The sequence below is a fragment of the Nostoc sp. ChiSLP03a genome, assembly GCF_034531215.2.
Lineage (GTDB): Bacteria > Cyanobacteriota > Cyanobacteriia > Cyanobacteriales > Nostocaceae > Nostoc.
In genome coordinates, this window is record NZ_JAVRBQ020000085.1 from 1 (window position 1) to 19,915 (window position 19,915).

18 protein-coding genes are annotated in these 19,915 nt (G+C 40.3%); 7 read left to right on the forward strand and 11 right to left on the reverse strand.

Annotated elements, in window-relative coordinates:
- Positions 1-671: 671 nt before the first annotated feature.
- Entirely contained in the window at positions 672-1,574 is a 903-nt protein-coding gene (locus RMY32_RS13960; RefSeq protein WP_322711326.1) for a class I SAM-dependent methyltransferase, read from the reverse strand.
- A 251-nt stretch (positions 1,575-1,825) separates the two neighbouring features.
- On the opposite strand from RMY32_RS13960, the gene RMY32_RS13965 reads away from it, so the two are divergent.
- Together RMY32_RS13965 and RMY32_RS13970 are read left to right on the forward strand one after the other, a co-directional pair.
- Positions 1,826-3,334 (forward strand): FAD-dependent oxidoreductase, encoded by a 1,509-nt coding sequence (locus tag RMY32_RS13965; RefSeq protein ID WP_322711346.1) that lies wholly within the window; start codon positions 1,826-1,828, stop codon positions 3,332-3,334.
- Between the two features lie 127 nt (positions 3,335-3,461).
- Positions 3,462-3,827 carry a DUF6464 family protein gene (locus RMY32_RS13970; RefSeq protein WP_322711327.1) on the forward strand — a complete coding sequence of 122 codons (366 nt, stop codon included), beginning with the start codon at positions 3,462-3,464 and terminating at the stop codon, positions 3,825-3,827.
- 94 nt (positions 3,828-3,921) lie between these two features.
- On the opposite strand, the gene fmt is transcribed toward RMY32_RS13970, so the two are convergent.
- Positions 3,922-4,926, reverse strand: a complete 1,005-nt coding sequence (fmt, locus tag RMY32_RS13975; RefSeq protein WP_322711328.1) for a methionyl-tRNA formyltransferase — start codon at positions 4,924-4,926, stop codon at positions 3,922-3,924.
- 1,088 nt (positions 4,927-6,014) lie between these two features.
- Here fmt and RMY32_RS13980 point away from each other — a divergent pair.
- The gene (locus tag RMY32_RS13980; protein WP_322711329.1) at positions 6,015-7,349 is read left to right on the forward strand and encodes a hypothetical protein; all 1,335 of its coding nucleotides are present in this window, start codon (positions 6,015-6,017) and stop codon (positions 7,347-7,349) included.
- A gap of 272 nt (positions 7,350-7,621) precedes the next feature.
- Here RMY32_RS13980 and minE read toward each other — a convergent pair whose 3' ends face one another.
- From minE to RMY32_RS14020, 8 genes are all read right to left on the reverse strand, one after another.
- Complete coding sequence (minE, locus tag RMY32_RS13985; RefSeq protein ID WP_292776638.1) at positions 7,622-7,918, reverse strand: cell division topological specificity factor MinE; 297 nt, start codon at positions 7,916-7,918, stop codon at positions 7,622-7,624.
- Positions 7,919-7,954: 36 nt separating this feature from the next.
- Positions 7,955-8,761: a septum site-determining protein MinD gene (minD, locus tag RMY32_RS13990; protein WP_104908781.1), complete on the reverse strand. Its 807-nt coding sequence runs from the start codon at positions 8,759-8,761 to the stop codon at positions 7,955-7,957.
- A gap of 172 nt (positions 8,762-8,933) precedes the next feature.
- A complete protein-coding gene (minC, locus tag RMY32_RS13995) occupies positions 8,934-9,977 on the reverse strand; it encodes a septum site-determining protein MinC (RefSeq protein WP_322711330.1) in 1,044 nt (347 codons plus the stop codon).
- Positions 9,978-10,143: 166 nt separating this feature from the next.
- Positions 10,144-11,466, reverse strand: a complete 1,323-nt coding sequence (locus RMY32_RS14000; protein WP_322711331.1) for a four-carbon acid sugar kinase family protein — start codon at positions 11,464-11,466, stop codon at positions 10,144-10,146.
- Between the two features lie 159 nt (positions 11,467-11,625).
- A complete protein-coding gene (locus RMY32_RS14005) occupies positions 11,626-12,288 on the reverse strand; it encodes a hypothetical protein (protein ID WP_322711332.1) in 663 nt (220 codons plus the stop codon).
- A gap of 40 nt (positions 12,289-12,328) precedes the next feature.
- Positions 12,329-12,826, reverse strand: coding sequence for a DUF29 domain-containing protein (locus tag RMY32_RS14010; protein ID WP_322711333.1), 498 nt, complete (start codon positions 12,824-12,826; stop codon positions 12,329-12,331).
- Positions 12,827-12,871: 45 nt separating this feature from the next.
- On the reverse strand, positions 12,872-14,815 hold the full coding sequence (locus RMY32_RS14015; protein ID WP_322711334.1) for a CHASE2 domain-containing protein: 1,944 nt from the start codon (positions 14,813-14,815) through the stop codon (positions 12,872-12,874).
- A gap of 4 nt (positions 14,816-14,819) precedes the next feature.
- The gene (locus RMY32_RS14020; RefSeq protein WP_322711335.1) at positions 14,820-15,182 is read right to left on the reverse strand and encodes a hypothetical protein; all 363 of its coding nucleotides are present in this window, start codon (positions 15,180-15,182) and stop codon (positions 14,820-14,822) included.
- A 208-nt stretch (positions 15,183-15,390) separates the two neighbouring features.
- Between RMY32_RS14020 and RMY32_RS14025 the strand changes: the two genes are divergently transcribed.
- The gene (locus RMY32_RS14025; protein ID WP_322711336.1) at positions 15,391-16,404 is read left to right on the forward strand and encodes a hypothetical protein; all 1,014 of its coding nucleotides are present in this window, start codon (positions 15,391-15,393) and stop codon (positions 16,402-16,404) included.
- Between the two features lie 228 nt (positions 16,405-16,632).
- Here the strand turns inward: RMY32_RS14025 and RMY32_RS14030 are convergent, their stop codons facing one another.
- A complete protein-coding gene (locus tag RMY32_RS14030; RefSeq protein WP_322711337.1) occupies positions 16,633-16,872 on the reverse strand; it encodes a hypothetical protein in 240 nt (79 codons plus the stop codon).
- A gap of 95 nt (positions 16,873-16,967) precedes the next feature.
- On the opposite strand from RMY32_RS14030, the gene RMY32_RS14035 reads away from it, so the two are divergent.
- The 3 genes from RMY32_RS14035 to RMY32_RS14045 all read left to right on the forward strand — a co-directional run bounded on the left by RMY32_RS14035 (position 16,968) and on the right by RMY32_RS14045 (position 19,901).
- A complete protein-coding gene (locus RMY32_RS14035; protein WP_322711338.1) occupies positions 16,968-17,705 on the forward strand; it encodes a response regulator transcription factor in 738 nt (245 codons plus the stop codon).
- A gap of 489 nt (positions 17,706-18,194) precedes the next feature.
- The gene (locus RMY32_RS14040; protein WP_322711339.1) at positions 18,195-18,677 is read left to right on the forward strand and encodes a hemerythrin domain-containing protein; all 483 of its coding nucleotides are present in this window, start codon (positions 18,195-18,197) and stop codon (positions 18,675-18,677) included.
- 102 nt (positions 18,678-18,779) lie between these two features.
- Positions 18,780-19,901 (forward strand): Gfo/Idh/MocA family oxidoreductase, encoded by a 1,122-nt coding sequence (locus RMY32_RS14045; protein ID WP_322711340.1) that lies wholly within the window; start codon positions 18,780-18,782, stop codon positions 19,899-19,901.
- Positions 19,902-19,915 lie beyond the last annotated feature (14 nt).

The window sequence follows — 19,915 nt, forward strand, 5'->3', positions numbered from 1 at the left end:
TTTATAAAGCTGCATAGAATTCGATCCCCCCTAGCCCCCCTTATAAAGGGAGGAACCAGAAAAACATATCAAAGTCCCCCTTAAAAAGGGGGATTTAGGGGGATCTAGATATGTGTAACTTCACATTAAATTGGTATAACATGGCGGATTATTGCCATTATCTTCATATCATTTATAATTACTTTACCTATACAAATTTTCGGATGGTTGATTTATAGTAAAGGATTCAACATTTTAATATAACTAATCTCCCTATTTTTATCTAGAGATTGGGCTAATGAAAATAAAATGTTTATCAGTACATTACTACTGATGATTTTAAATTTAATCACTGGCATAATATTAATGCCCTTTTGGCAATCTATTAAATCTGTAGTTTACTATGACATTATTTGTCGTCGAGAAGGTTTTGATTTAAAAATCAATACAGTTCAGATAACCCCAAAATCTTGATGTATAGACGTGATTTATCGCATCTTGAAAGACTACGCCAATAACCCTTAACCCAAGCATATTAAATTATAACTAATTAATCAGACACAATCTCATAATCATCTATGGATAATTATTGGAATTAAAAGGTATTTATTGTAAAAATAAAAGCACAACATTGTTGTGCTTTTGTACATTATTTATATTCCGTTTATTGTGACAACCAGAGAGTTTCTTAATCAGTCCAGTTTTGTACTGTACGCACTAAAACCGTAAGCCAAAGTTTCTTTTAAATTATCGGATGGCTTGAGACTCCTATTGATAGCATTAGCAAATGGCACCGGAATCCCTTTGATGGTTTCCGGCAAAATCGCATATTCTGCTGTTGGTTCGACAATGTATTCTGGACACTTAGCTTTCATCCCAGCAGTAGCTAACATTTCTTCTATTTCAGCAGCTGAGTATTGCTTGAGATAAACTGGATTTCTCACAAATGGGTTCAGCCTTCTGATAAAATTATGGATAATATGAGAAGGACAAGACTTATTGTGAAAGGAATGATTAAAAACAAAAATTCCACCAGGTTTTAGCACACGAGAGATATCAGCTAATAAATTTCTTAATTGGGCATCTGGAATATGCATAAAAACGCAATTAGAAATTACCAAATCTATAGAATTATCTTCTAAAGGCAATGTTTCAGCAGAAGTGCAAATCAAGTTAAATTCAGCTTCTGGGAAAAAATTGTATTCTTGTTTAACTTTGATTAGCCGCCGCAATAAAGGTTCAGAAATATCAATGCCGTAATATTTCTCGCATTTGAGATTTTTCGCTTTCGAGAGATGTAAAGGTGCGCGACCATAACCAGAACCAATTTCTAGAATAGAACCAACAGATTTATTCAACGGAAATTTGTTCCAAGTACCTCCAGGCGTACCAGTTAGCAGAGTATAATCTTGTTTAATAGGCGATGTCGCTGCAACTTTTTCAATTTTTTGAGAGCCATAATATGTTTTACCAATTGCATCCCATGTTTTTTTATGTTGAGTATTAGTTAATTGTTCATAGTCGCTAGGAAAATAAATTCCATCTCGTAATTCAAAATCATTTAGACTGGATTTTACATTTGCTAATTGAGACATTATGATTATCCTCATCAATAGTGAATTCTGTTTTCTGTTATACTCTTAACTCAGCATTAACCGCAAGTGATTTTTACTGAACGGCTTTCCCTAAGCCTTTTTTCAAGTTTATAACTATTTTAAATTCGATGGAATGTACTAGCAAAGAGCCTATTGCATCCAAGTGAAAACCGCTATAATGACAACCCTTGCTCGATCGCAACACAAGTTCGTATACATTAGTTGATGGACTACAACAATTGGAGGCTGTGATGGTAGGAGGGTTACAACAAAAACGGGTGGTAGTTGTAGGTGCTGGTTGGGCCGGTTTAGGAGCAACTTACCATTTGGCAAAACAAGGTTATGATGTGACACTTCTGGAAGCAGGCCCCTATCCTGGGGGATTGGTGGCAGGTTGGCAAACATCTGCCGGAAAATCTGTGGAAGCTGGGATTCATGGGTTTTGGTATCCTTACAGAAATATTTTTTCCTTAATCAATGAATTAGAAATTAATCCTTTTACTACTTGGACTCGTTCTTCGCAATATTCGCCGGCTGGTTTGGAAGTTGAATCACCAATTTTTCAAGATTTACCGCGACTCCCCTCGCCACTGGGAACTTTTCTCTACACTCAGTTTAAGCGGCTGCCACTAATTGACCGTCTCAGTGCCCTGCCTTTACTTTATGCGGTTGTTGATTTTGATAATTCCGATGCAGCTTGGCGGCGCTATGATTTTGTAACTGCCCGTGAATTGTTCAAAGACTTTAACGTTGCTGCGCGACTTTACCGCGATGCTTTTGAACCGATGTTATTAGTGGGCTTATTTGCCCCTGGCGAACAGTGTTCAGCCGCCGCAACTTTAGGGATGCTTTACTTTTTTATTCTGGCTCATCAACCGGATTTTGATGTGGTTTGGTGTCGGGGAACTGTCGGAGAAAAGATATTTCGTCCTTGGGTAAAACGTATCGAAAAAGCTGGGGCGCGAGTATTGCCTAAGCGTCGGGTTACAGACTTAATTGTTGATAGTAATCAAGTTAAGGGTGTGGTTTGTGGTGATGAAGTAATTGAAGCAGATGCGGTGATTTTTGCGGTTGGAATCACGGGGATGAAGAAAATTGTCTCAACTAGCCCTAGTTTACAAAGCCGTGAAGAATTCCGGAATTTGAGCAATTTAGGAGCAATTGATGTTTTAGCCACGCGACTATGGTTTGACCGCAAAATTGATATTCCTCGTCCTTCTAATGCTTGTTTTGGATTCGACGCAAGTACAGGTTGGACGTTTTTTGATTTGAATGCTTTACATGATGAATATCGGGATGAGCCGGGAACAGTGATTGAAGCTGATTTCTATCACGCAAATCAATTTCTCAATTTGAGTGATGAGGAGATTTTAGCAATAGTTCAAGGTTATTTAGCAACTTGCGTACCAGCCTTTCGGGAGGCAAAGATTATTGATAGCAGTGTAATTCGGCTACCTCAAGCGGTGACTCACTTTGCACCTGGCAGCTATCGTTATATGTTGCCCGCGAAGACAAGTTTTGAGAATGTGTTTATGAGTGGGGATTGGATTGTGAACCGTCATGGTTCCTGGTCCCAGGAAAAGGCTTATGTTACTGGTTTGGAGGCAGCGAATTTGGTAGTGTCTTATTTGGGAAAAGGTCAGCCAACTGAGATTTTAGCTGTAGAAGAGGATGAAGTGCATATCCAAGTGGCGCGATCGCTCAACCAAACTTTGCGTAAATTGAGCAAATCTATCTTACCTGACTTTTGGCTCCCATAATTTGCATCCTTACTGTATGTATATTTCTCGCAAATCTAGTTAATCATCAATTGTAATTTAAATTCGATAAGCTAAAGAAAGCGATCGCGATACTATCCTTATAATGTAAATCAAATCACATAAGCTTATGGAGCCAGACTCTTTACCAACTGAGGTGATTCTGACGCACCCGCGTGAGTCCCTCGGTAGAGTGCAACTTGATTGGACACCCCAACCCGGAAACTATCTTGATTTTGAAGGTAAAACCTACGCGGTTTTAGAGCGCCGTCATAGATACAAACTTCAAGCTGGGCGCTACCGCTTGCATAATATTGCCATTTATGTACAGTCTGCTAAACGACCATCCGAGAAAAGTTTGGTAGCGGGACGTTGGGTAGTCGGCGATGCCACCTGCTGCTACAATGCTCATTCAGAACTCATTCGCTGTGCAGTCAACCCTGATGGCCCTTGCGAATCTTGCCGCTTTTATGAAAAGTTAGGAGTTAGGAGTTAGGAGTTTGGAGTTAGGAGTTAGGAGTTAGGAGTTTGGAGTTAGGAGTTTGGAGTTTGGAGTTAAAAGTTATTCTCCATCATCTCTTCCATCCCCGTCAGCTTCCCGTACCAAAAACTTCTCCTACAGTTAAGCGGGTACCATTAACAAAATCCCATCCAGACTGGGGACGTTTACCAGCTAGCTGAACTTCTCGCAACAGTAATAAACCTTCCCCAGTCTGGACAATCGCGCCAATTCCTTTAGCAATGCTGACTACAACTCCCGGTCGATCTGATATATTTGACAAATCAGGCAATTTATGAGTCAATTCTTGTAATTCTGGTGGGAGATCGCGCTCGCTCACAGAACCAAGAGGAGCAGAAGCAGTGATTTTCAGCAGGTTGTTACGAAAGGTAGCGGTGCAGTTAGGGTAAAAGCCTCTGATTTGATTGTGTAATTGGAGCGCGCTTTTTGACCAATCTAAAGCATAATCTGGTTTTTGAATCAGAGGCGCATAAGTAGCTGCTAAATTATCTTGGGGTATTGGTTGAATTTCTTTACGTTCCAACTTCAATAGAGTTTCCACCAACAAATCCCCACCGATTTCTGCTAGTCTGTCGGCTAAATCTTGAGCATTATCCAGTAATCCAATCGGTGTAGTGGCTATTTGGAGCATTGCGCCGGTATCCATCCCCACATCCATCAACATGGTGGTGATCCCCGTTTCTTTCTCTCCGTTATACAAACACCACTGAATCGGTGCTGCACCGCGATATTTGGGTAAAATCGAGCCATGCACATTAATGCAAGCTAATTTTGGCATATTCAAGATTTTTGCCGATAAAATCTGTCCATAAGCGACAACAACAAACACATCTGCATCTAATTGTTTGAGTTTGCTTAAAGTTTCAGTATCTTTTTTCACCCGTTCGGGTTGCCACACTGGTAAGTTGTGAGCAGTAGCGATCGCTTTGATGGGTGAAGGCGTAAGTTTATTTCCGCGTTCCCGGCGTTTATCTGGTTGGGTGACAACCGCCAGCACCTCAAATTCTGAATGATTCAATAATTTTTCCAAGGTGGGTACAGCAAACTGAGGTGTACCAAAAAATACAATCTTCATTAATAATTAGTAGTTTTTAGTTGTGAGTCATTAGTTCATCGTAAATGCGCCCTTCATAACTGACAACATTAGACTTCTTGGCATTTGTCGGGGTAAAAAGTAAAGAAACTCAAAATCCTTTCCCTTTACCCTTTACCCTTTTTCCTAAGAGTGCAAAAATATATTTTTGCAAGAGGTCTATTTAAGTTGCATGTTGAAACAGAATTCACTAAGCCTGCATCTAGCAAGTTTCTGTATTCGGGACGCAGTTGCAAAATACAGTTGTTAGCTGTAAATAATATTGGCTGTTTGGTGGTACAATATTTTCGTATTCATGAAACCAAAGGCTGCTTGATTAACTTGCCGGGTTAAGTTGACAAGCGTAACAGCTAGTATCAGCCGCATTTGCCTCTAGTGAAACTAATCACTTAGTGGTTTTTCTTTGCGAGTCGCTAGAGCATCTACCGAGTGAATTTTGTTGTGTTCCCGATCTTCTGCTTGAAATTAACTTTAAATGTAGTTACATTTCCGAAAATTATTGCGTCTTCTAACTACTTCTGTAGTTTAGATAGCAATTTATAACTTTGGGTTGCTGATAGCAATATATTCTGAGTATGATGTATTATGCGTCCGCTTGCCCAGGTTTTTAATTAACGCCTCACGTTTACTATCATGAGGGTTTGCGCTGTTATATTTAGTGTGTAACCTAGCTTATTTGCTGTGTACTAGCGATCGCTAGTACGATCCCCGATAGCTGAGTTATCTAACTCTTGTTCGCCAGCCTCATTCCTCAAACTATATCCTAAATATTCCTTAACCAAGACTTATTTTTGGTGTGTTTGGGTATATAGGGAAATTATATATTGTGTAGTAATTACTGAGTTCTCAGCATATTTACTATACTCGCATATTTTTGCGAAAAAATATTCCGTATCTAGGTAAGAAAAGGTGTAGACAATGATACTTAATTTTTGTAAACCTCTGCAAACTTTGAAGATATTATTTCGTCATTAGTTTTAGTTTCTTGTTATACATATAACTACCACCTGCTCGTTGCTGTTGATGTATTGCTTCTCACATAGCAATTGCCCCCTCTAGAGAGTCTACAAATGCTTAAACCCCTTTTGCTGTCAGGATGGTTCCGCACCCAACCATTTCTCAATTATGTTGTCGTTGTGATACTGATTGCACCTTTATTAGGAGCATCGGCTCACTCGATCCCAGTAAAATCCGAAGTACATAAACTAACTTCGATAACTGAAGAATCTGACTCTGGATCAAAGGAAATAGCTGTAGTTGGGGAACCTGAGATAGCTGAAACATTAAAAACAGATCAAATCGAATCGATAACAGAAGAATTTGACTCTGTATTAACACAAAGTACTGCTGTTCAGGAACCGCAAGTATTACCAGCAAATAAAATTGAGTCTTCAACTGAAGTAGATAATTATCTCTCAAGCAGCGATTTAGATGTAAGTGATGTAACTGTTCCCGATTCTTTGGCAGCAGTTGAACTCGCACCATCAACAGATGTTCCTGTTAGTCAACTTAATTTAATCCGCAAACTTAAAGCTGGTAATGTCAAGTCTTTGAGAGGACAAGAAAATTATCTCTCTAGAGAAAAGTCTTTTACTGAATCATTGACAGCAACTCAAGTAGCACCGGCTATTAGAGAATCTCAATCAACCACAACGACGGAAATACCTGTTGTGGAACCAGCTAATGAGTCCCAAGCAGAACAAATAGACCCAATAGGTAGTCCTCATCCGATTCCTTGGAAATGGATTACAGCAACTCAAGAAGCTGTTGCTGCTAATGGTGGTTCTGGAGTGCGTCACTATCGCAGCGTACCCGTGATTTCTCCAGATGGTAAATATGCTGTTTATAGTCGGGTGCAACTGGAGGTAAAACCCCAAATGTACAACAGCCGTGTCACCAGCGTTCTGTTTGTCCAAGATATGCACACTAAGAAATTGTGGGTGATGGCTTCAACGACTCCAGTTAGCGATCCTTTATTAAAGGTAAAGGCTGCAAAAGCGGAGTTTTCAGAAGAAACCGATCCGAGCGGTAAAATTGGGGTATTAGTTCCAGTTAGCTGGTCAGAAAAAGGCGATCGCTTCTTAGCACGCAAGTTTGATGGTATATTTAACACAGGTGATTCTACAGATAGTGCAGTGATTTGGGATCGGCAAAAAAATCACGCTAACACAGTTGCTCCTGTGAGTGACGAAGAACATGAAAAAATTGCCGTATTGTTAGGCTGGAGTAAAAGCCAACCAGATCGCGTATTATTCCGTGCGGGAGAATTAGGCGAGGAAAACTGGCCATTAATGCAAGTTGCTAATGATGGTAAGACTATTACTACAACCGACAGCGATCGGCCAATTACTTTTGGTAAAAAGGTGACAGAAATTTGGGCAGGCCCCCAAGTTGCCTACCGATAGATTATAAAAAACCCTACATACTCCCGTTGTCGTCACTGCTGACAACGGGATTTTTTATCTGTGTTTTCGGAGAGTTACAGAGATTGAATATCTTCAATTTTTACTGGTTTGGTGAGACAAATTCATATTTTCAATCAGCAATATAATATCTACCAAACCATCTATAAAAAGTAGTTTGTAGTGGGGACTAAAGTCCTCAAAGCCAGGACTAAAGTCCTGACTTAGAACCAACAATTTAACTAAATCGTAAATAAAAATACTTAAAATTAAAGCTAGAGAGGCTTATCACCTCTTTCCCATTCAGGTATAGCACCCTTCACCCGGCGGATGGGCAAATTAGCAATTAAAGCTGTGGTTCGTTGGTTACTTTCTAAAGAAAACTCCAAGCCCTCTGTCTCAATTTCTACATAGCGACAGACAACATCTAGGATTTCTTTGCGCATTTTTTCCAACGTTTGAGGATCTATATCAGCGCGATCGTGAGCAATCACCAATTGCAGGCGACGTTTAACTTGAGTTCGACTGCTATCAGGGCCGCGAAAAAAAAGTTTTTCTAGAAGTTCAATCATTACGAATAGGTCTGGCGCGGAGACTGGAAAAGTAAGTTAGACAATCTTTGTCCTGAACAACCTTCGTATCCGGGCGAAGATGCTGTCTTGGGACGAGTCGATCTCCAGAAATTCGACACTTTCTCCTTCTAATCTACGAGCAATGTTCTCAAAGGCTGTAGCAGCTAAAGAGGGATTTTCTGCTAACACTAAGGGTTCGCCGCGATTGGTAGATACAATAACACGCTCGTCGTCAGGGATTACCCCGATCAAGGGAATAGCGAGAAGTTCCTGAACATCTTGCACTGACATCATATCATTTGCTTGCACCATTGAGGGTCTGATGCGGTTAATTATTAAATGAACACGCTTGATACCTTGTGCTTCTAGTAACCCTACTACCCGATCCGCATCACGAACTGAGGAAATTTCTGGTGTGCTGACAACTAGCGCTTCTTTGGCCGGCCCGATCGCATTTTTAAATCCATTTTCAATTCCGGCAGGGCTATCAATAATCACGTATTGATATTTTTGCGCTAGTGCATTCACCAATAACTTCATCTGTTCCGGTGTGACTGCATCTTTGGAGCGATTTTGGGCTGCCGGCAAAAGTACGAGATTGGGTTGGCGCTTATCTTTCACCAAGGCTTGTTCTAATCGGCACTCTCTGGCTAAAACTTCTACCGCAGTATAAACGATGCGGTTTTCCAGCCCTAAGAGCAAATCCAAATTTCTCAGACCAAAATCCGCATCAACCAAAGCAACTTGACGCCCCATTTTGGCTAAAGCCATACCCAAATTTGCTGAAACTGTGGTTTTACCCACTCCTCCTTTACCGGAGGTAATCACAATAATGCGAGTCATGATAGAAATGCGGTCAATGAGGGTTCAGGAAATATAAAACAGTAAATTGCAGTATAAAGTATGAAGTATCGTATCAAGTATGAAGAAATATCTGTTCTCCCTGATGAGGGCGAGGCATGAATATTTGTTTTATTTCATCTTTACTTATATACTTCATTCTTTAAGTAAATATTTATGGTTCTTGATTGCTCTTGGTGAATTGGTTTCTGGAAAAATCAGTCGCCCTAGCGATCCGAATTCCTTGGGGCGTAATATGTGCCACCTCTGGATAAAACTGCATTGGCGGTTTTTCTGGTGCTCTAGCGACAGCATCTGCGATCCGCAGTTGGGTTGGTTCCATTTGCAAGGCCATAATCAGACATTCACTATTGCCTCCAGCCCCAGCATGAGCGATTCCACGCAGACGACCCCAGATAATAATATCTCCATCTGCAATTACAATACCACCTGGGTTTAAATCTCCCAAGAGAATTACTGTCCCAGGATGACGAATTTCTACTCCAGAGCGGACTGTCATTTCTAAATACAGGGCATCTTCTTGGGGGATCGCTGTAGCTGTTGGCTCGGAACTCAGGGAAGTTACGGGCTGTAATTGTTCTACTGAATACCCAGATGTGACAGCAGCGATCGCAGTTTGCCGCCGACTCGTCGAGACAGAGATCAGTCGAAGTTGGACTTCACTCAAAGCCTCGGCGAGTTCTTGGAGTTGTCTGGTATCTACCAAACGGTCTTGTGCCATTAAATGCACAGGTGTATTAGATACGCGGAAGCGATCGCCTGCACTCAGACGTTGCCTGATTTGCTGCCAAATATCAGACCAAGTAAGTTCTGAAGCAGATACTTGAGATTCTGAGGGCAAAATTAATAACAGTCGTCCCTCCTTACTTTTTAACTGCACTTGAGCATTATCATTTACGCGATGCGCTGGTAATGCTAACTCATTGGGATTTAAATCAGTCAGGATAAAATCCGATCCGGCATCAGTATTAGTTGACTTTACATCTGGGTCAGCAGGATTTGACTCTACATCTCCAAGAACAGTATCTGATTTTAAATAAAGCAGGACAGATTTTAACTCAGCATCCGGGAGGATAGAATCTGACTCTACATCAGAAACAGTAGGATTTGCCTCTACCTCAGAAAGGATAGAGTTTGATTCTGCATTAGGAAGCGCAGAATTTGACTTTAGATTGGGAATCGCAGAATCAGAAGTCATGCAGTACTAGCCAAAAGACAACAGATTTTCAATTTTGGGTCGCACCTTTGGTGCGCTGACAGCGCAACTTGGATTTTGGATTTGTGTCACGGAAAAGGGGTGTTGGCGTAGCGGGATATTAGTCCGACATTAACCAAAAGACTCTTTAATCTAAAAATCTCAAATCTCAAATTGGCAAGGTCAACCTCTGATAAACTGTCCCCAAGGCATCAGCATCGCCGACATTACCTGGAAACAGCACCACAGGCAAATCAGGAAACTGGGGATGATCGGATGACGTTAACACCATTGAACAACCAGCTAAAATTTGACCGAGTAAACGGGCTGAAGTTAAAGCTAGTCCAGTACTCAAGACATCGTTTGAAGTAATGCCACCCTTGCTGATTAAGAATCCTATATCAGATGGTAAACCGCGCACAATATCCATTAATAAACTTGAAACTTTTTCCCCAAACTCCAATCGTGTTTTGGCATCTTGAAAATTTAGTTCCTGACGGCTAGTATAAACCACTGGTGTTTTGCCATCTTTGTGTGCCGCTCGTGTACTTTCTTGGATTTCAGTTAGTAATGCCGCAGATTGATTTGCATCATCGAGTAATCGCTCTACATTTACTTCGATGCCTACAGTTCCTTCTAGTTGCAACAGCGCCTCTAATTGCTGGGTAGTCTTTTTCACATGGGAACCAACAATCACCGCACCTGGTTTGCCTTGGCGCACGTACTGAGCCATGTTTTCGGCGGCAATAGGTTGGGGTGGTAAAGCGGCTAAAGCCGTTAAAATACTTGCTGCACTGCGAAATAAAAAGCGTTTGCCTTGACTGGCGGCTGCTAATATATCTACTGCAAAGCGGTTGAGATCGGCTTGGGTTTCACCATCGACGACAGCGCACTGATTACCATGAAGTTGTAACAATCGTTCCAAACTACCAACGCGAATATCGGCCAAAAGAAACCTTTCTACAGCTTCGGCACTAATTCGTCCTTGAGTCTTTTCTTCGACGTACTTGGGTAAGTAACTGTGATGGTAGCTGAAGACGGAATCACGGGCAAATTCGGTTTCATGGACTGGGGTGGGTACACCGCCAATCATCAAGTAATGAACGCTATCGCGGGTGATGCGTCCACCCTCAAAAAATGCTGGTACGAGAAAATGAGCATCAAAGGGGCCAAGTTCTTGGGCGATCGCATCTGTTTCAATGGGATAATGTCCCCGCAAAGTAGAATCAGAACGGCTGACAACTAAAAAATCGTCAATTCCTTCAGCCTTCAAAGCGATTTTGAGGTTGTGGCAAACTTCTTTGGTGACAGATGCAGCTGACTCTGGCGTTAGCGCTCTAGTATTAGTCAGCACAAAGAAAATCGGCGAATCATTCTGCAACCCTCTGCGTAGAGTGTCTACATCCCAGTGCATTAGTAGCAAGCAGCTGTGGACTGTTTGAGAACCTGTAGGGTCATCATCCAGGACAATTATTTTGGGTTTGTTGCTCATTTCAGTCAACGGGGCGATTGTTTTCTGGGAAAGTTTTGGGCGACTAGAAGTCGCTACTACATAAGCAAAGTCCACCTCCGTGAACTAATCCAAAATCAAGGGTTTTCTAACCTGTGGAGGCAGGTAAATTCTCGTGTAACCACTTTTACAAACATTCTCTTAGCCTTTTTGCAATTTCCTGATTTCTGCTTGCACATCGATCGCAATTTGCAATGATTGATTTAGCAGTTGAGCGTATTCGCCTGCTTGACTACTAACTTGTAAAGCTCGCAGACTGGCTAAATTATTCACAAATAACTCTTGGTTATTAGCAAGCAATTTTTTATTATCTCGCAAAATTCGTTCCGTTTTCAGAGCGCGGACTAAATCTTCTCTAATTAGTTGCAAGGCGGCGGTTACTTTATCTCGGTCATGGATACTGCTTTCTACGTTTCCTGATGCTGCCAATTGGTCATTGATATCAATGGCAGCAACTAGGTCATGATATTTATCAACTTCATCTAAAAGTATTGTCAGTCCTTCAGGACAGGTTAATTGTCGCCACAGCCATCGCCCCACTAATATCGGCATTGGCACTAAAATTAGTAAAAGAATTCCTAGTCGAACTGAAGAACCAATTGTTGGCAGAATAATAAACGCGTAAACAAAGCCCACAATTATTGGCGTTAGCGCCAGCGTCACTAGCATTTCACTGATAAAAAACCCTAATCGCTTTTTACCATCTCGCAAAACCGAGGGACGAAAAACGTCTTCTGGATCGAACCCAGTCAAACGTCTTAGTTCCCCCTTACTAATTTCCAAGCCTATTAAATCCGGCTGCACGTCTGCATACTCCTATGGAAACCCAAGTTGCGTATTCATTTTAATCGGGTTTACCGTGATGATTGTGGTTATATTCAGGAAACCAATTTTCATCTAAGATTTGTTCTAAAGAGCCAATGGGTATAGAGGGGAATATGTCAATGGCAAGTTGAGAGCGATCGCTTGCTTCTATCCTTGCATCTTGATAACATTCATCAAATATTTCTAAGATGTAAGGTTTAAGACTAGAACTCTCTTTAAGTCGCTCTTTAATCTCTCTACGAAATGTCCTGATTTCGCCTTTCCAATGCCCTTCATTTCGCTCCCGTTCCCTATCCCAATATATGAGCTTAAGCAGATGTTCCAAAAGTCGAGTCAATAGACTTTTGATCGCTCGCTTTTCGCTCCTACCCATAGTTTCTAATTCTTCTAACAAATTATCTAAATCAACAGCAGAAAACTGTCCAGCGCGAAGTTGGTTTATAGTTGTCCTCAGCCACAGGTAATAATCTTCGTCGTATAAACTTTGAGTTACTGATTGGATTATTGTTTTTACCATAAACTAGCCAAACTCCTACTATTTTTTTAATTTAGCCAGATCGACTTAGGGTAAATGCCAACTCAGTGTGACTTGCAGTTGTCCATTAGGTAAAACTGACATTTCCCATGCACCATCTGGAAGTTCAGATGCGATCGCATCCATCATCTTACTGCCATAGCCACCTTTTGGACGTTCACAAGCGCTAGGTTTGATAATTGAGGCATCATTGGCGATCGCTAAAATACATTTGGCTCCCTGTTGCTCTAAACTAATACACACTTGGGTAGCAGTACCGTGGGGTGGTTGGGCGTGTTGGATCACATTATTCAGTGCTTCGCGGAAAAAGCGGTAAATTTCCTCTCGGTGTTCAATCCAAACACTGTTTAATTCTGGCTCTTGCAGAGGCTGAAGTTCTGTAATCACTGTTAAAGTTAACTTGCCAGAATTTACTAAATCTTGCAGAGTTGCTTTAATTCCGACATTTAACCCTTGTCGTAATACTGGAGTCACCTCCATTTTCTCAGCTACACTACGAATGTTATACAATTTATCCCTAATTTCCTGCCCTAAAGCTGCCAACTTGTCTAAAATCGAATCCACATCTAAATCAGATTCCAATTCAATTTTGTCCATCACCAGCTTCAAATCTTGCAAAGCTCCATCATGGATATCAGAAGCAGTGCGATGAAGGATTTTACGTGTGCGGGAAAGAATCGCTTCTTGTTCAGCCGCCTTTAGTTGGCTAATTTGATAATTTTGGAGAATAATAACCTCTTTTTGTCGTACCCAAATGAAATAGATAAAAACAGATATTCCTGTTGCTGTCCATATCAACAGAGGCAGAATAATTGATAATATCCACTTACATTTAAAGAGAATTAAACATAGTCCAAAATAACCGCCAAATATTGCCAAAACTAGTCCTAATAAACGCCAATTTTGATAGCTATAAACACTAGTACTAATAAAAACCGTTCCTAAAATAATGATTATCAACTCCAACCATTGCGGCGGAATTTGTAAAAATGAATCTGTCATCAAACTGGCCATGAGGTTGGCTTGAATTTCTACGCCAGCCATGCTGTCGCCGAAAGGTGACAGCATGGCCATTGTGTGTATGTTGTTCCCTTCTGCAAAACCAATGAAAACGACCTTATGGCGGACTTGTTGAGACAGTTGGCTAGGAGACACAAGCAAACATTTTTTGTCTTTACTAAGCTGACAAATAGATGTCAGTTCTAGAGAAGGAAAAGTTCCCCCCCTACCCCAAAAGTTAATCTCTACCTGAGTTGGAATTTTAGCAAGTCGTGAAGAGAGAGGACTTTTTTGCTCTTGTTGTTCAAACTTTTCTAAAGCTAAAAGAGCAGCAGATTTAAAAGTTTTAACTTGATTATTTTCTTCCGAGATCAAGAATCGACCAACTAAATGAGAGCGTCGAGCAGTGCTACTTAAATTTCTCGGAAATTCTGCTTCCGGTTCGTATTCAAAAAATCCCTGAAGAGTATGAGGAGGAATTAAAGGTCGAAGTTGTTCGCCATCAAAAGGGATAAGATGATTATAAATTAAAAAATTTGTTTGTTTATAATTAGAGATTGGATTGGTGCGCGTCACTAAAACAAGTTGAGCGCCATGATTTTGCACCAGATTTTTTAGAGGTCTATTTATTGGCTCAGTAATTTTGATAGGGTACTCAAATGATGGTTCTCGCCAGTCATTGCGAAGATTCAAAACGACGACAGATGCACCTGCTTCTAAAAGATGCTCAACTAAATCTGCATAAAAAACTCGCCCTATAGATAGCTTTTGATTTGCTAAATCCTTTCTTTGAATTTTTACCAGAATAATTTCTTTCGGTGGAGATTTTGGGTGATGCAATCTCAGCAAAGTATCCTGAAGTTGTAACTCCAATTTCTGAACTAAAGGAATTTGGGAGAAAATGAAATTGTAAAATACACCGCAACCGATTCCTAAACTGAGAAATTTAATTTGCCAACCTTTGCGCCACATCTGGTTACGGTTTAGGAAAGAGACGATAGCGAATAATCCGATAAGGATTATTTTGAGACAAGCTGACTCCTAACTCGTTTCCTGTTTGGACAAACTGCCAAGTTCCAGCATTCATATTTACAGTTCCATTGAGACCAGTAGAGTTATTTAGCTGGAATGGTGGTTCATTTTTTGAAGGGCCAGAGAGGAATTGCACATTTTTGTCTGTAATCTCCAATTTTAACTCAACTAAGCCACCTTCACCAGCACCACTGACAATTCTGCCTGTTCCTGACCAAATTTGTTGAGCAAAGGCGGGTGAACTGAGTCCCCACAGTAAAGATACTGTGGTGAAGATAATATGCAGTCTTTGTATAGGGAATTTCATAACTGGAACCTGAACTCTGATAGTTGCTGGATAAATTATGCTCTCACTCTTACCAGAATTGGGTTTTTAGATGGGTTCGTAAGTCTGCAAATTATTTTGCGGGAGTTCGCAAAGTTTTCTGCGGTGATACTCGTAGATTTTCTGAGTGGGTAAAACTAATCTGATCGAGAGCTTAATAACAAGTTAGCGAGAAATAAAGTATTTATTTATGCACAAGAAATTTTTCAACTTTTTTGTTTTCGTCTTCTTAGGAGGGCTATCAATAGTTGGCTGGGCTGAAGCGAGTAGTGCTCAAGTTTGTACACCTGGGCAAACAATAGTTAAGGAAGTTGCACATAACGAAGCAAGAACAGGAGATGGTCCGGTTTTCAGTGATGGTGAGCCATTGGTTCGCCAAACTACTTTCACGGCAGACAAGGGATACGTGATTGTTGGCTATGAATTTATTGAACAAAGATCGTGGGGTAAAACTAGTAAGCGAATCGATGAATTTGCCGCTAATACAAGCGTTATTACTGCTGCTAATGTTGAGAGCGTCAAACGTGAGCTAACTGATTACATTGGTGGCAAGGTTTCGATTCTCGACAAGATTAAAATAGATGCAAGGCAACGTTTAGAGCAGCTTTCAAGTCAATATCTATCGTTATCAAAGCAAGCAGCCACAAGCAATGCCACACTACAGTTAACATTAGAGGCGATACCGCGTTCCCGAAAAAGAACGTCTGACATTCAGGGCTTTTTGAGAGTCAATCTTAAATGTGTTGGCTTCACTAATCAAAATGATCTACGCTTATTTCTACAGCGCGAAGTCGATCAAATTCTTGCCAAAGGATCTGTACCAAATCCGCAACCTACATCCAGTTCTGCCTGTGTCTCTGTTGATTCAAGAAGTGGATGGCAACATTTTAATCTACCTGGTAGTTTTACTAAAGTAGCAAGTATCAATGGAGGGTGGAGTGTTGATACTCGAAACTATTCTTCAGTGGGTCCTAGTGGTCATAGTGGGCGTGATGCTGAGTCTCTCGCACCTTACAATCAGTACAAATTTGACCAGAGCTTCCCTTTCGGTGCTTTGTTAATGGGAAGTGGACAAGGGACATTGTGGATTCAAAGTCCTGTATCTTTTAATGGTTCCTTTGGTGCAGTGGATATGAGAATTAACGATGCTGATAATGCACTTGGTGATAATGGGGGTTCCCTGCAAGTATGCTTTGGTAACTAACTTGTAAAATTAGAGAGTTCAACTACGCACTTTTCACTACACGTCATTCAGATCCCCGACTTCTTGAAGAAGTCGGGGATCTATCTAGTCTCCCAGATGACACGATGATTTTAGGCTGATTGCACTAATTCTCTATCGTCCAATCTTCAAATTTCAATCCAGGTACGCGGGAGAAATCTTAGTAATTCCGCGTTACCAAAATAGCATTATTAGAAATTACAATTGACGCTATTCGTAAATCTTGCCTACCAATACGAACTTTTTGATGTAGTAATTCTGCACAGTAATTAGCAGCTTCTTTATTAAAATCCAGTACATTGATAGTTTTAAAATCCTCCAATGTTTCACGTAATAGTCTGGTAAATCCCAAACTGTTGCTTGATATCCACTTTCTTTTTGTTCAACTAATACTGAATAATCAAGTTTGGATAGGTCATTGGCTGTATTTTTCAACAAATTGCTAGTCATAAAATTTATCTGATTTTTTTAATCGTGGCTATATATATTGTAAATCCAGTACTAATGCATCAGAAACTCGGTTTTTGAATTAAGTGTAAGATGTCATGAAAACATCTTCTTATGACTATAAAATACACACGTTTAATTTCAGCCATGCTTACCGAATCATCATCCAAGACATGAAAGCCAAGCCACTGCTGTTTCTTGTTGTAGAAGATCACCCGGAGGTAGCCCAAAATAACTGTGATTTTCTGATAAAATTTGACTCCTCTGCTGTTTGTGTCATCGCCAACACTCCCCAAGAAGCACTACAACGTCTACAAATAGAGACACCAGATTTAATTGTCCTTGATTTACAATTTGTTACACCTTCTGGCTCTCAGTCAGCTAAATCTTCTTTAGAATTGTTAGAGTTAATTCTTGCTGCTTATTCCACTCTAAATATCCTCATCTATAGCAGTGAACCCAGTTGGCTGATAAAACTTGTCAAATCTATTAATCATCACTGTGGTGGGTTTGTGGTGGTGAATAAGATGGAACGGCGCAAATCTTTTTTAGAAGGGGTTGAAAGTGCGCTGAATGGAGAATTGAAGCTGCCTAGAGAGTTACGTCAAGAATTACACTTGAATGAGAAAGAGTTAGAAGTTCTTAGGCTTTTGTGTCATGAATCCTTAACAGACCAAGCGATCGCTCATCATCTCCACATATCGCTCAGGGCTGTTCAAAGTCATATCCAACACCTCAAGGTAAAGTTGGGTATCGATGAAGTTGAGCAAAAAGATATCAATTCCCGCATCGCCCTTTGTATGAAAGCAATTCAGAAAAAATTATTATCATTTTGATTTAGCTTGTAATCCTTTATCCGGTAAGCACAAGTTAAGTGTCTATTCTAATCGGCTTTACCGTGATGATTGTAGTTATATTCGGGAAACCAATTATTATCTAAAATTTGTTCTAAAGAACGAATGGATATCAATTGGAATATGTCAATAGCAATAGTTTCTAATTTTTCTAATAAATTATCTAAATCCACGATGAAAACTGACCAGCGCGAAGAGTCCCTTATATAAGCGATTAGTCCGTGTGGAAATCCTCAGTTGGTGTTCCAGCTGCTTCGGGGCGTAGCCTTTGCTAATGATACATACTCAGCATCCATCATGCTAAGGTTATGAATTTTAATCAAGGTGCAATAGCGAAAATATTCCTTAAGTCTAAATTAAAGCTTACTCAAAGAATGAGGTTTTCATTTCCCAAGTCATTGAAAATATACGAGTTCCCATTCATTAACCTCCAAATATCAGTCTGATAAATCGATTCTTACTGAGGTAAAAATGGCTAAAACTAAAGCTAAATCAATAGATATTCTTTCATTAATTGAAGCAGAACATCGCCAAGTTGAGAAACTTTTTGCAGAAGCAGAAAAAGTTAAGGGGGCAAAGTTGGTTGAGCAATTCAATCAAATCTATATAGAATTGATCTTACATGCAAGAACTGAAGAGTTAGTTTTCTACCCAGCTTTGCGAGAATACGAAGAAACTGAACAATATGTTGAAGAAGCCGAAGAAGAACATGAAGAACTTTCAGTTATTTTAGAAGAAATTAAGGCGTTTAAGCCTACTCAACCTGAGTTTAAAGAAAAAATGAGCGAATTAAAGGAAACACTCGATCATCATGTAGAAGAAGAAGAAGAAAGCGAAATTTTTAATGCTGTGCGCGAATGTATGAGCGATCGAGAACTAACTGAATTGGGACAGGAGTTTCAAGAAACTAAAGCTAAGTTGGTGTCAAATGTGGAAGCTGCATTAGCAATGTAGGAATACATTTGTTCTAAATGTTTGCATAAATAGTTAGCCATAATTTCCACGTAATTAGGGCATTAAAATTACCCAAATATTCCTTCATCAAAGAGTACAAAAATGACTGCTACAAATGGTAAGAACAAAATTCGTTACGCTGTTGTTGGTTTAGGTTGGTTTGCCCAACAAGCTGCCTTACCTTCCTTTGCCCACGCTGAAAACTCAGAATTAGTGGCACTAGTTTCAGATGACCCCACTAAAAACGAAGAATTGAGCAAAAAGTATGGAATAGAGCATACTTACTCTTACGAAGAGTATGAGGACTGTTTGGCAAGCGGCGAGATTGATGCAGTTTATATTGCCTTACCTAATCACTTGCATTGCGACTACACTGTGCGGGCTGCTAATCAGGCAATTCATGTGTTATGTGAAAAGCCAATGGCAGTAACAGAAGAAGAGTGTGAGGCAATGATTAAAGCTGCTAATGACAATAATGTGAAGCTGATGATTGCCTATCGCTTACATTTAGAAGAAGCTAATTTACAAGCAGTCGAAATTTTGCGTTCAAAGCAAATTGGTGAACCACGAATTTTCAACTCAGTTTTTACTCAGCAAGTAGAAGAAGGCAATATTCGTTTACGAGATGTTACAGGTGGTGGCACGCTCTATGATATTGGCATCTACTGCATTAATGCTGCACGTTACCTCTTTCAAGATGAACCAATTGAAGTATTTGCTGTAGCTGCCAATAAAGGAGAACAACGCTTCAGCGAAGTGGAAGAAATGGCTAGCGTTATATTACGTTTCTCTAATGAGCGATTGGCAACATTTACCTGTAGCTTTGGAGGGGCAAGTGTTTCAACTTATCAGATTGTAGGTACTCAAGGCGATTTACGAGTAGAACCTGCATATCCTTGGCAGGGAGAAATCAAGCATTACTTAACAATTAATGGTGAAATCCAAGAGCGGACTTTTAAGGATCGCGATCAACTAGCGGCTGAATTTACCTACTTCTCTGATTGTATTCTGCAAGATAAAGACCCAGAGCCATCTGGAACGGAAGGATTGATTGATGTTTCGATCATTCAAGCGCTTTATCAGTCAATTGAAACTGGTCAACCTGTGCAAATCCAAACTCGCGATTGCCATCAACGTCCCACATCAGATCAAACTATTGAGCGTCCTCCTAATGACGCGAAGCCAGACTTAATCCACGCTGCTGCACCTTCTGGCGAGTCATAATGCGATAGACCACT